This is a genomic window from Caulobacter sp. GW821-FHT09B08, assembly GCF_059418225.1.
The window spans coordinates 223993-238014 of sequence record NZ_JBWKPL010000001.1 but is presented as its reverse complement, the minus strand read 5'-3'; the positions used below and the strand labels follow the sequence as shown (position 1 = coordinate 238014).

The 14022-nt window shown below is 69.6% G+C and carries 11 protein-coding genes and 1 pseudogene; 6 read left to right on the top strand and 6 right to left on the bottom strand.

Annotated features, from left to right (window positions below; genetic code table 11):
• The first annotated feature begins 20 nt into the window (after nucleotides 1-20).
• Together AC07OA_RS01140 and AC07OA_RS01135 are read left to right on the top strand one after the other, a co-directional pair.
• Complete coding sequence (locus AC07OA_RS01140; protein ID WP_494661920.1) at nucleotides 21-1013, top strand: aldo/keto reductase; 993 nt, start codon at nucleotides 21-23, stop codon at nucleotides 1011-1013.
• Nucleotides 1014-1025: 12 nt separating this feature from the next.
• On the top strand, nucleotides 1026-2159 hold the full coding sequence (locus AC07OA_RS01135) for an aldo/keto reductase (protein WP_494661919.1): 1134 nt from the start codon (nucleotides 1026-1028) through the stop codon (nucleotides 2157-2159).
• Here AC07OA_RS01135 and AC07OA_RS01130 read toward each other — a convergent pair.
• Nucleotides 2156-3826 (bottom strand): acyl-CoA dehydrogenase family protein, encoded by a 1671-nt coding sequence (locus AC07OA_RS01130; protein WP_494661918.1) that lies wholly within the window; start codon nucleotides 3824-3826, stop codon nucleotides 2156-2158. The genes AC07OA_RS01135 and AC07OA_RS01130 overlap by 4 nt on opposite strands.
• Before the next feature lie 145 nt (nucleotides 3827-3971).
• On the opposite strand from AC07OA_RS01130, the gene AC07OA_RS01125 reads away from it, so the two are divergent.
• Nucleotides 3972-4598, top strand: a complete 627-nt coding sequence (locus AC07OA_RS01125; RefSeq protein ID WP_494661917.1) for a glutathione S-transferase — start codon at nucleotides 3972-3974, stop codon at nucleotides 4596-4598.
• A gap of 154 nt (nucleotides 4599-4752) precedes the next feature.
• Nucleotides 4753-5328, top strand: coding sequence for a hypothetical protein (locus AC07OA_RS01120; RefSeq protein WP_494661916.1), 576 nt, complete (start codon nucleotides 4753-4755; stop codon nucleotides 5326-5328).
• A gap of 70 nt (nucleotides 5329-5398) precedes the next feature.
• Here AC07OA_RS01120 and AC07OA_RS01115 read toward each other — a convergent pair whose 3' ends face one another.
• Complete coding sequence (locus AC07OA_RS01115) at nucleotides 5399-6799, bottom strand: hypothetical protein (RefSeq protein ID WP_494661915.1); 1401 nt, start codon at nucleotides 6797-6799, stop codon at nucleotides 5399-5401.
• Between the two features lie 414 nt (nucleotides 6800-7213).
• Between AC07OA_RS01115 and AC07OA_RS01110 the strand changes: the two genes are divergently transcribed.
• Nucleotides 7214-7789, top strand: coding sequence for an SH3 domain-containing protein (locus tag AC07OA_RS01110; RefSeq protein ID WP_494661914.1), 576 nt, complete (start codon nucleotides 7214-7216; stop codon nucleotides 7787-7789).
• 89 nt (nucleotides 7790-7878) lie between these two features.
• Nucleotides 7879-7965, top strand: a pseudogene (locus tag AC07OA_RS01105) (hypothetical protein); the annotation flags it as partial.
• A 43-nt stretch (nucleotides 7966-8008) separates the two neighbouring features.
• Here the strand turns inward: AC07OA_RS01105 and AC07OA_RS01100 are convergent.
• From AC07OA_RS01100 to AC07OA_RS01085, 4 genes are all read right to left on the bottom strand, one after another.
• Complete coding sequence (locus AC07OA_RS01100) at nucleotides 8009-8506, bottom strand: CPBP family glutamic-type intramembrane protease (protein WP_494661913.1); 498 nt, start codon at nucleotides 8504-8506, stop codon at nucleotides 8009-8011.
• A gap of 74 nt (nucleotides 8507-8580) precedes the next feature.
• Nucleotides 8581-10977: a glycoside hydrolase family 2 TIM barrel-domain containing protein gene (locus AC07OA_RS01095; RefSeq protein WP_494661912.1), complete on the bottom strand. Its 2397-nt coding sequence runs from the start codon at nucleotides 10975-10977 to the stop codon at nucleotides 8581-8583.
• Between the two features lie 139 nt (nucleotides 10978-11116).
• The gene (locus tag AC07OA_RS01090; RefSeq protein WP_494661911.1) at nucleotides 11117-12226 is read right to left on the bottom strand and encodes a Rieske 2Fe-2S domain-containing protein; all 1110 of its coding nucleotides are present in this window, start codon (nucleotides 12224-12226) and stop codon (nucleotides 11117-11119) included.
• Nucleotides 12227-12321: 95 nt separating this feature from the next.
• Nucleotides 12322-13797: a M20 family peptidase gene (locus AC07OA_RS01085; RefSeq protein ID WP_494661910.1), complete on the bottom strand. Its 1476-nt coding sequence runs from the start codon at nucleotides 13795-13797 to the stop codon at nucleotides 12322-12324.
• Nucleotides 13798-14022 lie beyond the last annotated feature (225 nt).

The following is a 14022-nucleotide window of genomic DNA, read 5'->3' as shown; positions in this document are numbered from 1 at the left end:
TCCAACGCAAGGAGCCGGACATGAAGACGCGCAAGCTGGGGACCCTGGAGGTTTCCGCCCTCGGATATGGCTGCATGGGCCTGTCGTCCGGTTATGGCGACCCCACGCCGGACGGAGAGGCCGTGGCGATGATCCGCGCCGCCTTCGAGCGCGGGGTCACCCTGTTCGACACCGCCGAGGCCTATGGCCCCTTCGCCAACGAGACCCTGGTGGGCGAGGCCCTGGCGCCGGTCCGCGACCAGGTGGTGATCGCCACCAAGTTCGGCTTCGACATCGACCCGGCGACCGGCGCGCGGAGCGGCGGGCTGGACAGCCGGCCCCAGCATATCAAGGCCGTCGTCGAGGCGATGCTCAAGCGCCTGCGCACCGACCGCATCGACCTGCTCTACCAGCACCGCGTCGATCCCGCCGTGCCGATGGAGGACGTGGCCGGGGCGGTGAAGGACCTGATCGCGGCGGGCAAGGTGCTGCATTTCGGCCTGTCGGAAGCCAGCCCGGCCTCGATCCGCCGCGCCCACGCCGTGCAGCCGGTCACGGCGCTGCAGAACGAGTATTCGCTGTGGACCCGGGATGTGGAGCACAACGGGACCCTGGCGGTCTGCGAGGAACTGGGCGTCGGTTTCGTGCCGTTCAGCCCGCTGGGCGCCGGTTTCCTGACCGGCAAGATCGACACCTCGACGCAGTTGGCGGCCAACGACTTCCGCTCGATCTCGCCCCGCTTCGCCGCCGACGCCCGGGCCGCCAACATGGCCATGGTCGATCTGCTGAAGACGATCGCGACCGCCAAGCAGGCCACTCCGGCCCAGGTCGCCCTGGCCTGGCTGCTGGCCCAGAAGCCGTGGATCGCGCCGATCCCGGGCACCACCAAGCTGCATCGCCTGGAGGAAAACCTGGGCGCCGCCGAGGTGACGCTGACGTCGCAGGACCTGGCGGACATCGGCGAGGCCGCGGCGAAGATCGACATCCAGGGCGCGCGCCTGCCCGAGGCCGTCCTGGCCCAGACCGGCCGCTAGGGGAGCGCTTCCATGCAGAATGCGCAAATGGGCGGCGTGGGCCGTCGCGACCTCCTGGCTTTGGGTCTGGGACTGCCCGTGGCAGCGGCGGCGACGGGCGGCGCACAGGCCGCCGTTCCCGCCCAGGCCACGCTGTCGGCGCGCCGCAAGCTGGGCGCGCTGGAGGTGTCGGCCGTCGGGCTGGGCGTCCAGAACATGAGCCGCACCTACCAGACCACGATCCCGTCGCGGCCGGAGATGCTGAGCATCATCCGCGCGGCCCACGACCAGGGCGTGACCTTCTACGACGCGGCCGAGGCCTATGGCCCGCACGAGGTCGAGCGCATCCTGGGCGAGGGCGTGGCCCCGTTCCGCGACCAGGTGACGATCGCTTCGAAGTTCGGCTGGAACATCGACCTGGAGACCGGCCAGCGGCGGCCGGGGCTCAACAGCCGTCCGGAGCATATCAAGCTGGCCGTCGAGGGCATGCTTAAGCGCCTGCGCACCGACCGGATCGACCTGCTCTACCAGCACCGCGTCGACCCCGCCGTGCCCATCGAGGACGTGGCCGGGGCGATCAAGGACCTGATGGCCCAGGGCAAGGTGCTGCACTGGGGCCTGTGCGAGATGGGACCCCAGACCCTGCGCCGGGCCCATGCCGAGCAGCGCGTCACGGCCGTTCAGAACGAATATTCGCTGCTGTGGCGCGGACCCGAGGCATGGCTCGTGGCCACCTGCCAGGAACTGGGGATAGGCCTGGTCTGCTGGAGCCCGCTGGGCGTGGGCTTCCTGACCGGGGCCATCGACGCCAACACCCGCTTCGCCGACGGCGACATCCGCAAGGTCGAGTCGCGGTTCTCGCCCGAGAACCTGCCGGGGAACCTGGCCCTGGTCGCCCTGCTGAAGACCTGGGCGCAGCGCAAGCAGGCCGCGCCCGGCCAGATCGCCCTGGCCTGGTTGCTGGCGCGAAAGCCGTGGATCGTCCCCATCCCGGGCACGACCCAGATGGCGCACATGCTGGAAAACATCGGCGCCGCGTCGGTCGCCTTCACCCCCGGCGAGCTGACCGAGTTCGACGCGGCGGCCTCGGCGATCCGGATCCAGGGCGCGCGCCTGCCCGACACCGTCCTGGCCTTCTCCGAGGTGGAGGCGCCGCCGAGGCGCTAGTTGCCCTCTTCCAGCAGACGCCGGGCGATGACCTGGGCCTGGATCTCGCCGGCACCCTCGAAGATGTTGAGGATGCGGGCGTCGGCCAGCAGGCGGCTGGCGACATATTCCATGGCGAAGCCGTTGCCGCCGTGGATCTGCAGGGCGTTGTCGGCGGCGGCCCAGGCCACGCGGGCGGCCACGAGCTTGGCCATGCCGGCCTCCAGATCGCAGCGCTTGCCTTCGTCCTTCTGGCGGGCGGCGAAATAGGTCAGCTGGCGCACGCCCATGATCTCGGCGGCCATCATGGCCAGCTTGTTGTGGACGCGCGGGAACTCGAAGATCGCCTGGCCGAACTGCTTGCGGTCCAGGGCGTAGCCGAGGCCGGTCTCCAGCGCCGCTTGGGCGACGCCGACGGCGCGGGCGGCGGTCTGGATGCGGGCGCTCTCGAAGGTGGCCATCAGCTGCTTGAAGCCCTGGCCGGGCACCCCGCCCAGCAGGTTTTCGGCGGGCACCGTGAAGCCGTCGAAGCCCAGTTCGAACTCCTTCATGCCGCGATAGCCGATCACCCCGATCTCGCCGCCGCTCATGCCTTGCGCGGGGAAGTCGTTTCCCTCCTCGCCGCGCGGCTTGGGGGCCAGCAGCATGGAAAGGCCGCGATAGTCGGTGGTGGCCGGGTCGGTGCGCACCAGCAGGGTCATGACGTCGGCGCGGGCGGCGTGGGTGATCCAGGTCTTGTTCCCGGTGACCACATACTGCTCGCCCTTCAGCTCGGCGCGGGTGCGCAGGGCGCCCAGGTCGCTGCCGGTGTTAGGCTCGGTGAAGACGGCGGTCGGCAGGATCGAGGCGTCGGCGATCTTGGGCAGCCAGTACTGCTTCTGGTCCTCCGTGCCGCCGGTCAGGATCAGCTCGCCGGCGATCTCCGAGCGGGTGGCCAGCGACCCGACGCCGATCCAGGCCCGCGACAGCTCTTCGGACACCACGCACATGGCCGTCTTGCCCATGCCGCTGCCGCCGTATTCCTCGGGGATGGTCAGGCCGAAGACGCCCAGGGCGCCCAGCTCCTCGACCAGCTCGATGGGGATCAGTTCGTCCTTCAGGTGCCACTCGTGGGCGTGAGGCGTGACCTTCTCCTCGGCGAAGGCGTGGAACTGGTCGCGGATCATCTCGAAGGTTTCGTCCAGACCCGTCTGCTCCAGGGTGGGCTTGCCGCGAGCTTCGGACAGCAGCCGCGCGACGCGGGTCTTCACGCCCTGGGTCCCGCCCTCGACCATCAGCTTCATGATGCCGTTGGAGAACAGGCGGTTCATCACCGCCCGGTCGGTGACCAGGTGGGCGGGGCGGACGATCTCGCCCTGGTTCATCGGCACGCCGCCGATCAGCTGGGCCAGGTATTCGCTGAACAGCAGCTGGGCCAGCAGGGCCTCGATTTCGCCGAACCGCCCCTCGGCCTCCAGCCGCTCGGCCCAGCCGGTGACCTGGTTCAACAGTTCCGCATAGGCCGCGTACCAGCCGAAGCCGTGCACCTGGTGCTGATGTTCGTCGGCCAGCTTGCGGTCGATCTTGCCGGTCTCGCCGACGATGGCGGCCTTCACGGCCGGCTTGGCCTCGGCCACGAACAACTGGACCGCGCCGGTCGCCTCGCGCAGCAGGCCGGTCAGGCCGGGCAGGATGAGGGTCTCGGTCATGGCTTGCTCCCGTGCGCCGAACAGTTGTTTTCTTTCACTGTGGAGCCTTTCGCATCTGCGAGCAATGTCGCAGTGCAGCATAAAATGCGGCCATGGGGATCAAAAGTTCCCTCGCACGTTCAACAGCGGCCCCTGGGAGAGAAACATGCTGGTCGTCCATCACCTCAACGAGTCGCGCTCGCAACGTATCCTCTGGCTGCTGGAGGAACTGGAGCTGCCCTACGAGATCCGCTTCTACGAGCGCGATCACCAGACGCGCCTGGCGCCGCCGGCCCTGCTGCACATTCACCCGCTGGGCAAGTCGCCGGTGCTGACCGACGGGGCGGCGACGATCATCGAGAGCGGGGCGATCACCGACTATGTCATCCGTCGCCACGGCGGCGGCCGGCTGGCGCCCGACCCGGCCAGCACCGACTACGACGCCTACCAGCAGTGGCTGCACTATTCGGAAGGCTCGGCCATGCTGCCCTTGATGCTGCGGCTCTATGTGGGGCGCCTGGGCGCGGCCGGCGCGCCGCTGCATCCGCGCATCGAGAGCGAGATCGCCAACCACCTGGGCTATGTCGACGAGGCGCTGAAGGACCGGGCGTTCTTCGTCGGCGACGACCTGACCGGCGCCGACATCCAGATGAGCTTCGTGGCCGAGGTCGCCAAGGCCCACGGCAAGCTGGCCAGCTATCCGCACCTGGAGGCCTGGATCGCCCGCATGCACGCCCGCCCGGCCTGGAAGGCGGCCCTGGAGAAGGGCGGGGCGTACGGGTTGGGGGATTAGAGGAGGTTCCGGCCGGCGCTCTTTCCGGGGATATCCGAAGGGCGGTGTCGTTCGCGCCTGGGTTTGCCCACAGGCATGTGCTCGCGCACGCTTCACAAGCTTGACGATATCGGCTTAGGTGGGCGCGCGGGATGGGGCCCGCGGGGGGAATTCCTTGAAAAATCTGTATAAAGTCGCCACGGCGGCGATGCTCGCCATGGCGAGCACGGTCGCGCACGCCGGAACCGTCAAGGTGCCCGAAGGCACCGAGGTGGTCATCAGCGTCGAGGACAAGCTGTCGTCCGAGCTCAGCCACGAGGGCGACCGCTTCTCGATCAGCCTGGTGGAAGACGTGCTTCTGCCCGACGGCACGAAACTGCCGGCCGGCCTGAAGGGCGCGGGCGAAGTCACCCACGCCAAGAAGAAGGGCATGATGGGCAAGCCGGGCGAGCTGAACGTCCGCTTCGACTATCTCAAGGCCGGCGACGCCAAGATCAAGCTGCGCGGCCAGAAGGGCGCCGAGGGCGACGCCCGCTACGGCACCACGATCACCCTGACCGTGCTGTTCGGCCCGCTGGGCCTGATCAAGCACGGCAAGGACGTCGAGATCAAACCGGGCCAGCACATGACCGTCTTCACCGACGCGGACGCCTCGGTGAACCTGCCCGACGCGCCGGTCAGCCCGGTCGCCACGCCACCGACGGAGGCTCCGGCCCCGGCGGCCGCTGCTCCGGTGGGAACGATCAACTAGATCCTCCCGGCCTTTCGGACGCCAAACGCCCCCTCCTCGCGGAGGGGGCGTTTTTCGTAAGGGGCCGCCCCTACTGCGCGTCGGCTACCGCCCACGAGAAGTCGGTGTGGGTCGTGGTGGTGGTAAAGTAGTTGGGGTCGGTGAAGAAGGCGATCGGCTTGGTGTAGGCCGCCGGATAGTTGGCGTTGCCGATCAGCGCCACGCCGTGACAGCTGACGCAGTTGGAGGTCACCCCGGCCGGAATGCCGGGCGAGGTCTCCAGATACGGGTTGAAGCAGACCTGCATGGTCGTGCCGCCCGAGGTGGTGGTCTGGGCGTAGGCCGTGCAGCTGGCGTAGTTGTTCCACGGCGCGCCCAGCCCGGCCGGCTGGCCCTGCTTGCTGCCGGGGAAATTGTTGGGCGTGTCGCCGCCCGGCTGCCACCAGAAGGTCTGCCAGGTCCAGAACGGGATTTCCTTGGTGTTGACGTGCATGGCCATCAGCACGCTGTAGTCGCCGGCGGCGGCCTGGACGGCCCGGGCCCCGGTGGCCGCATTGAAGCTCTGGGCCTCGGCGGCGTTCAGCTGGACGGCGTAGAAGGTGCTGAGCGGCGCCCACAGATAGGTGGTGCAGGCCAGCTTCTGCGACTGGACGCTGGCGGCGACGCTGCTGACCTCGGTCGTCGTCGCGGGGCGGACCGGGCCGCTCGCGTCCGGCTGGACCAGCACGCAGGTCGTCCAGGTGTCGGGCGTGGGGTTGGTGGCGTTGGTCGAGCCCGCCGGGCCCTGCCACAGCGGCTGGACGGTCAGGCCGCTGGCCTTGACCAGACCGAACACCGGCTTGATCTCGATGGCCTCGGTCGGGAACTCGTTGATGCCCCGGTCCTGCGGCGTGGTCCCCGCCGGCCAGGCGTTGTTCAGCTTCGTCAGGCTGGCGCCGCTGGTATAGGAGTAGTTGACGCCGCCCGGCCCGGGCTGCGGGGCGCCCAGGAAGGTGGCCGCCTGCGGGTCGAACTTGACGTCCACGGCGATCGGGAAGTTGGCGTGGACGCTGGCCGACAGCGCCTTCAGCCGGGCGTCCTTGGTGTGATGGAACTGGGCCGGCGACTGGAACTTGCGGCCGGCGGGCGGCTTGGGCGCGGCGGCGTCCAGCGAGGCGTTGGTCGCCTGGGCCGGGGCGAAGACCGTAGAGGTGTCGGCCCAGGTGTCCCAGATCGGCAGGTTCTGGCCGTTGAGGATCTGGCCCGACGGCGACGCCATGGCCTGCCACAGGCTCCAGGCGTGGGCCGTGATGGCCGCGGTGTCGTTGTTGGTGACCCAGCCGTTGATCGTCGCCGCCGGCACCGGGAAGTTCGGTCCGGTGGGCAGGGGCACCGGCGTCACGGCGGTCACGACCGCCGTCGCCCCGTCCTTGCCGCCCGCCGTCTTGCCGCCGTCGCAGGCCCCCAGGGCCATGACCGCCACGGCGGCCGCCATCAAGCCGATACTGCGCATGTTTCCACCCTCAGCCCGAGGCGCTCCTTCGGCGCCCGCGCGGGTAGTAACGGCCGCGTCGATGCAATCGTCAATAGCGAAGAATGAGTGACTCTCGGTTTGCGTGTCTCGCCCACCTCACCCGTGAAACGGGGGAGGTGGCGCGCTGCGAATACGCAGCGTGACGGAGGGGGCGTCAGGCGAGTTCAAGGTCAATCGATACCGGAGCCAACGGCCTGGACGCCCCCTCCGTCACGTCGCCTATCGGCGCCGCGCCACCTCCCCCGCTGCGCGGGTGAGGAGGACAGGAGCGAAAAAAATCGCACATGAACGAAGTCTGTCGGCGAGCCTGACGATCCGGTTCAGCTTCGCCTTGGCATGGTGCGTCTCACGGGGCCGACGGCTCCGGAAGATTTCGCAAGGGACTAGAAGACCATGACCATCATGACCACCACCAAGAAGATCTCCCTGGGCCTGGCCATGACCGCCACCGCCCTGTCCATGGCCGTCGCTCCGACCACGGCCAGCGCCATGTCGCAGAAGCTGGGCGGCGTCGTCGGCTGCAACGCCTCGGGCGGCAAGCAGGAGGTCGGCGCGGTGATCGGCGGCCTGCTGGGCGCGGTCGCCGGCAACAAGCTGGCCAAGAACGACCGCGGCACGGGCACGGCCATCGGCGCGGTGGTCGGCGCGGGCGCCGGCTCCTATGCCGGCTGCCAGATGCAGAAGAGCCGCGCGGCCGAAAACGCCGGCGGGATCTATGTCAGCGACGGCATCCGCGTGGCCAACAGCGTCGACGCCGCCCCGATGACCAAGATCAAGGGCAAGTACGTCGCCCGCTCGAACCTGAACCTGCGCGCCGCCGCCACCACCCGCGGCCAGGCCGTCGGCTCGGTCCGCGCCGGCGAGGTGTTCCAGGCCCTGGGCCGCACCGGCGACGGCAAGTGGATCCTGGTCGGCCAGGACGGCGTCGGCGTCGGCTACGTCTCCAGCGCCTACGTCTACCGGGCGTAAGCCTGAACGCATCCCCCCGGAACGGGCCGCTTAGCGTCAGGCCCGAGTAAGGCGAGCCCGTCTGTCCCCCGGCAGGCGGGCTCGTTGCCGTGAAAGGACGCCCCCTCCGTCACGATGCGTATCCGCATCGCGCCACCTCCCCCGCTGCGCGGGTGAGGAGGATCTTCTCCTCCCCCGTGAAACGGGGGAGGTGTCCGCGCAGCGGACGGAGGGGGCGTTCTACAGCCGAAAGCCGCCCAGCCAGGTCTGCCACACCACCACGAAGCCGCCGTGCAGCAGCACCGCCGGCCATAGCGATCCGGTCCGCCAGCGCAGCAACGCGCAGCCGAGGCCCAGGATGGCGGTGCAGACCAGGAAGTCGGGCCGCAGGAACATCGTGGCGTGCGGCAGGAAGGTCAGGGTCTCCAGCGGATGCCAGGCCACGTAGAGGACGGTCGAGACGGCGATGGCGAGCCAGGGGCTGCGCGTCTCGTCCCGGCCGGGAACCATCAGCCCGCGAAACGGGATCTCCTCGCCCAGGGCCGGCACGAACAGCACCGTCAACAGCCGCAGGGGCAGGCCGGATGCGGTCGACGTCAGGGCGTAGAGCCCGGTCGAAAAGCCGATGGCCGCCATCAGCACGCCGGTCAGCAGCGCCACGCCCCCGCACAACGCCCAGCCGTGCGCGGTGGGCAGGGTGGTGAGGGAAAGGGCGAGGCGGCGAAGAAGGGGCGGCACGCGCTCACCTTACGGCGTTCAGGACCTGTCGTGAATGTGTCTCTCCGACAGGTCCACGGCGCTGGACGGACCGTCTAAGGCCGCGATGGGCCGACAGGCAGGGTGAGCGTGGCGGGTTTCAGCCCCGGCGCGGCGGCTCGAACCGTCACGTCGCCGCTTGCGCCCGAGCCGCGTACGAACGCCGTCGCCGCGCCGCGGAAGGTGTGACGGACCGGCGAGGCGAACGGCGTGTGGTCGGTCGGTGCGGCGTTGTCAGTGGCGACCAGCCGGCCCGCGCCCGACACCGCGAAGGTGACGGCGAGGTCGGACGAGGGCACGACCACGCCCTTGGCGTCCACCACTTGGGCGCGGACGAAGGCCAGGTCGTCGAAGCTGGAGCCCACGGCTTGGTCGTCGCTGGCCAGCAAGATCCGGTCCGGCTTGCCGGCCGTGCGCAGGCGATCGCTGGGGCCGTCTCGACCGCAAGTGGCGGTCACTTCGCCCGGCGCGAAGGTCACGCTCCACTGCCGGGGCGCGCCGTCGGCGGGTAGCGGCTTGGCGCCCAGGGCGCGGCCGTTCAGCGTGACCTCGACCGAGGGGCAGTTGCTGTAGACCTCGATGGTTTCCGGATGCGGCGACAGATCCGCGGGCGTCCAGTCGTCGAGGATTTGGGCCTTTGGCGCGGGGGTGGCCACGGCGATCATGGTGGGCAGGGCGGGGGCAGGGCCCGCGCCGTCGTTGGATGGCGGCGGGGCGGCCGGGGCGGCGTTGCGCACCACGTGGATGACCGGCCGCTCGGACCACCAACCCGCCCGCTGCATGCCCGAGACCTTCAGGGCGCCTGTCCGGTCCAACAGGCCGGCCGGGTTGTCGATATTGGGCCAGCCGCTGCGGTCGGCCTCGCCCAGATAGTCGACCCCGGTCCACAGGAACATGCCGACATAGGGGGCGTAGTCGCGCACGGCGATCCACGAGCCGCGTGTGTGGCTGTTTTCGGTGCCGACGATCTTGCGGGCGGGTTTGGCCTCGTGGGCGGCGGTCAGCTCATTCTCGCGATAGTTCTGGCCCACCACGTCCAGCATGTCGGCCAGGCCGTTGTCGTAGTCGCCGGTCACATTGGGGCGGAACAGGCCCATGGTCACGGGACGGGTCGGATCGGTGGCGTGCATCACGGCGAGCAGACTTTTCAGCGCGGCCTTGGCCTGGACCGGATAGGCGGTGTCGTGGATTTCGTTGCCGGCGCTCCAGATCACCACGCTGGGGTGGTTGCGGTCGCGACGCAGCATGTCGCGGGCGTCCCGCTTGTGCCAATCGCCGAAGAACAGATGGTAGTCGCCAGGGGTCTTGGCCACGTTCCACTGGTCGAAAAGCTCATCCATGACCACCAGGCCCATCTGGTCGGCCAGATCCAGGAATTCCGGCGAGGGCGGGTTGTGCGCGGTGCGGATGGCGTTGACGCCCAGGGCCTTGAGAGCCGTGAAGCGCTGACGCCAGACGGCCAGGGGCACGGCCGCGCCCACCGCTCCACCGTCGGCGTGCAGGGCTACGCCCTTCAGCTTGATGTTTCCGCCGTTCAGCCAGAAGCCGGTCTCGGCCTCGAAGCGGGCCTCGCGGATTCCAAAGGGCGTGACCTGGGTGTCGCTGGATTGGCCGTCGGCCCCGATCACCCGGATGGACGCCTGGTAGAGGCTGGGGTGATCCAGGTCCCAAAGGCGCGGCGAGGGGATGGCGAGTTCGGCGGTCAAGGTCTCGGTGCGGGCGACATCGACCGCGACGGGGGCGACAGTCTGCTTGGCCACGAACTCGCCGTCCGGTCCGGTGATGACGAGCTCCAGTCCGGCGAGGGCGGCAGCCGCGCCGCTGTTGGTGATGTCGACCTCGATCCTGGCCGTCGCCTGGTCGCGGCCGATAGTGGGCGTGCTGACGAAGACACCGTCCTGTTCGACATGCAGGTCGCCGGTCTGAATCAGCCGGACATTCCGATAGACGCCCGAGCCGGCGTACCAGCGCGACGAGGGGGCGAATGATGTGTCGGCCCGCACGGCCAGCACGTTGCGGCCGTCGGCACGCAGAAAGTCGGTGATGTCGTAGCGCAGACCGACATAGCCGTTGGGCCGGTAACCCAGGTGATGGCCGTTGACCCAGACGCCGCTGCGCTCCATCACCCCGTCCAGTTCCACGAAGACGCGGCGGCCGAGCGTCGGCTTGACGTCGAGGGTCGTGCGGTACCAGGCCACGCCCGTCGGCAGGAAGGCGCCCGCCCCGCCCGCCGGCGCCTTGAGGTCGAACGGCCCGGCGATGGCCCAGTCGTGCGGGACCGACACAGTGGCCCAGCGCGAGTCGTCCAGCTCTGCGGTCTCCGCGCCTTCGGGATCGCCCTGGAAGAAGCGCCAGCCGTCGGCGAGAGGCGTGGTCTGGCGATCAGCGGCATGGGTGGCGGAGGCCAGGAGGGCGAGCGTCGCGGTGACGAGCAGGGCTTTGGTCTGTCGCAAGATGTCCTCCCGGGGCGGCCAAGCGCTCTTGGGAAGCAACCGGTCCGAATAAATCCCATAATGTGGATAATTATTCCACTTAATGGAAGTTTAGCGCCGACAGGAGTGGCTGACAATGCCGTGGGCGTCGACTGCGCCCCTAGGTCCGCCAGCGCAGCGTCGCGGCTTCCACCGGGTTGCGGAACGGGCGGCGTTCGCGGCGGCTGGCGTTCCATTCGCGCTTGAGCTGGTGGTACCAGCGGCCCTGCTGGTCGGCGTCGCCCATCCACATCAGGGGCGGGTTGTCGCGCAGGCCCCGGGCCTGGGCTTCCACGATCCGGCCGTCCTGGCGCAGGAAGGCCCGGGCGGCGGCGCGGATCACCGGATAGAGCAGGACGAAGGCCGGATGGTCGGACCAGATGATCTGGTTCATCCGCGTCTTGCCGGCGTTGATCGGGGTCATGGCCGACAGGGCCAGCACCTGGCGCTCGCCCACCTTCACATGCTCCCAGCGCAGGCCCGGCAGGCGGAAGGTGATCTCGGTCAGGGGCTCGCCGCCCAGGATGGCGTAGGCCTTGGAGTTCTTGCTGGGCTCGTGCCGGGTCATGGTGAAGCCGGCCTCGGAGGGGGCGAAGGCCTTGTTCTTTTCGTGCTGGCTGGCGCCGGTGCGCCACCACCACTGCTGGTGCACGAAGGGGCCGTGGGCCGGGTCGATCAGGCCCAGCACGGCGTGGTCGATATGGATGTCGTAGTCCAGATGGTCGACCAGCTTGGGCTTGCCGCCGACCACGCCGGGGATCGTCGGCGGCGGCTCGGGCGGGGCGCCCTCGAAGCGCGGATCGGCCGACATCCAGATCCACACCAGGCCCTGCCGTTCGACCAGCGGATAGGTCTTCACCCGCACGCGGGAGACATCGCAGGGACTGTCGGCGGTCAGGGACGGGATCTTGGCGCAGGCGCCGTCGGTGCGGAACCGCCAGCCGTGATAGGGGCATTCCAGGGTCTCGCCGCCGCCCGCCTCGGTCCGCACCTTGCCGGCCGACAGCTTGGCGGCCCGGTGCGGGCAGACGTCGCGCAGGGCGTAGACCGCCCCGGCCCTGGTGCGCCCGATCACCACCGGCTCGCCCAGATACTCGCGGGCCTCCATCTTGCCGGGCTTCAGGTCGGGCGACAGGGCCGCCACGTACCAGGCGTCCAGCACGAAGCCTTCGCCGAAGGGCGCGGACCTGGACCCCGGCCGGGCGGCCAGCGATTGCGCGTCGTCAGCCATGTCCGTCATTCGCCCCGCGACGCGCCCCCGCGCGTCGACCTCGATGGGCAATAGCCTGTCGCCGGGGCGACGGTCCCGTGAAGAGTTTGTGTCGCCTACTTGCTGGCCGCCGTCTCCACCAGGCGCTGGTAGAACCGCACCATGCGCTCGACGTTGGCGACCGAGATGTGCTCGTCGGTGCCGTGGATCATCTTGGTGGCGTCGACGGTCAGGACCAGGGGCTGGAACTTGTAGATGTCGTCGGCGATGGGGCCCATGTAGCGGCTGTCGCTGGCGGCGGTCATCAGGGCCGGGGCGACGGGGGCCTGGCTCTCGTCGCCGGCCACGGCGGCCAGGGTCTTCCAGCCCTCCGAGGTGGTGGAGGCCACCTTGCTGGGCTCGTCCGGGGTCTTCACCCAGGCCAGCTTCACCGGCAGGTCGCCGACCGCCTTTCTGGCCCGCGCCATGACGTCGGCCGAGGTGTCGCCGGGGGCGATGCGGTAGTTGATCCAGGCCGTGGCGTCCTGCGGCAGGACGTTCTCCTTGGGAGAGCCTTTCAGCATGGTGGGGGCGATGGTGGTGTGCAGCATGGCCGCGCCCGCCGGGGTCTTGGCCGTCTGGCCGATCAGCAGCGGCGAGAACAGCCAGGTGTTGGCGGCCGCCATCTTGATCGCGGGCGAGCTGTGCGGGGCGAGAGCCTTCAGCATGTCGGCGCCGGGGCCGGTGAACTTCATCGGGAAGGGGTTGTCGGCGATGGCCAGCACGGCCTTGGCCAGGGTGGTCACGCCCGTCTGGGCCGGCGGGGCCGAGGAGTGGCCGCCGACGGCGGGGGCGGTGACGGTGAGGGTGGCGTAGCCCTTCTCGGCGGTGGCGATCAGGGCGACCTTGCCCTTGGTCACCGGATGGTCCTCGACCACCACCATGCCCTCGTCGAGCACGAACTGGGCCTTCACGCCGCGCGACTTCAGCAGGGCGGCGGCGGCCCGCGCCCCGACGCCGCGCACCTCCTCGTCATGGCCGCTGACCAGGATCACCGTGCGCTTGGGGGCGAAGCCCGTCTTGGCCAGACCGTCCAGGGCTTCGAACAGGGTGACGAGGCTGCCCTTGTCGTCGATCGAGCCCCGGCCCCAGACCGCGCCGTCGGCCACCACCCCGTCGAACGGCGGATGAGTCCACGAGCCCTCGCTGCCGGGCGTCACCGGCACCACGTCCTGGTGGGCCATCAGCACGATGGGGGCCAGGGACGGGTCGCTGCCCTTCCAGGTGTAGACCAGGGCGTGGCCGGCCACGACCTCGCGGGTCATCACGCGGTGGGCGTCGGGATAGGTGGTCTGCAGCCAGGCGTGCAGCTTGTCCCACTCGGCCGGCTGATCCTCGGCGGCGTCCTGGTGGCTGACGGTCCGGAAGCGCACGGCCTCGCCCAGATGTAGGGCCGCCAGGGCGGCGTCGACGGGGCGGGCCGTCGCCAGCTTGATGGAAGAGGTGTCGACCGCCGTCGGGGCCTTGAAGGTGGCCGTGCGCACCGCCACCACGGCCCCGACCGCCAGCGCCAGCCCCACGGCCGTCAGCGCCGTCTTGCTCTTCCAGCCCATGAGTACGCTCCCCGCGAACATTTGTTGGACGGGACTGTGCGACGAGTTTGGAGCGGCGCCAAGGGTAATTTCGATACGATGATGATGCGTATTTCGGTCGGGATACGCGGCCGGGGACATGCACTCGTGCGTGTCCCCAAACCCATCCCCGGAATGCAGCGCCTGAAACTGGGGACACGCGCGAGCGCATGTCCCCGGCCGTGGCCGATTTGCCTTCCACCGTCC

Bases quoted from the DNA above. Each gene is read 5' to 3' on its own strand.
- AC07OA_RS01135 (WP_494661919.1), top strand. From the start codon at position 1,026: ATGCAGAATGCGCAAATGGGCGGCGTGGGCCGTCGCGACCTCCTGGCT.
- AC07OA_RS01140 (WP_494661920.1), top strand. From the start codon at position 21: ATGAAGACGCGCAAGCTGGGGACCCTGGAGGTTTCCGCCCTCGGATAT.
- AC07OA_RS01130 (WP_494661918.1), bottom strand. From the start codon at position 3,826: ATGACCGAGACCCTCATCCTGCCCGGCCTGACCGGCCTGCTGCGCGAG.
- AC07OA_RS01125 (WP_494661917.1), top strand. From the start codon at position 3,972: ATGCTGGTCGTCCATCACCTCAACGAGTCGCGCTCGCAACGTATCCTC.
- AC07OA_RS01085 (WP_494661910.1), bottom strand. From the start codon at position 13,797: ATGGGCTGGAAGAGCAAGACGGCGCTGACGGCCGTGGGGCTGGCGCTG.
- AC07OA_RS01110 (WP_494661914.1), top strand. From the start codon at position 7,214: ATGACCATCATGACCACCACCAAGAAGATCTCCCTGGGCCTGGCCATG.
- AC07OA_RS01115 (WP_494661915.1), bottom strand. From the start codon at position 6,799: ATGCGCAGTATCGGCTTGATGGCGGCCGCCGTGGCGGTCATGGCCCTG.
- AC07OA_RS01090 (WP_494661911.1), bottom strand. From the start codon at position 12,226: ATGGCTGACGACGCGCAATCGCTGGCCGCCCGGCCGGGGTCCAGGTCC.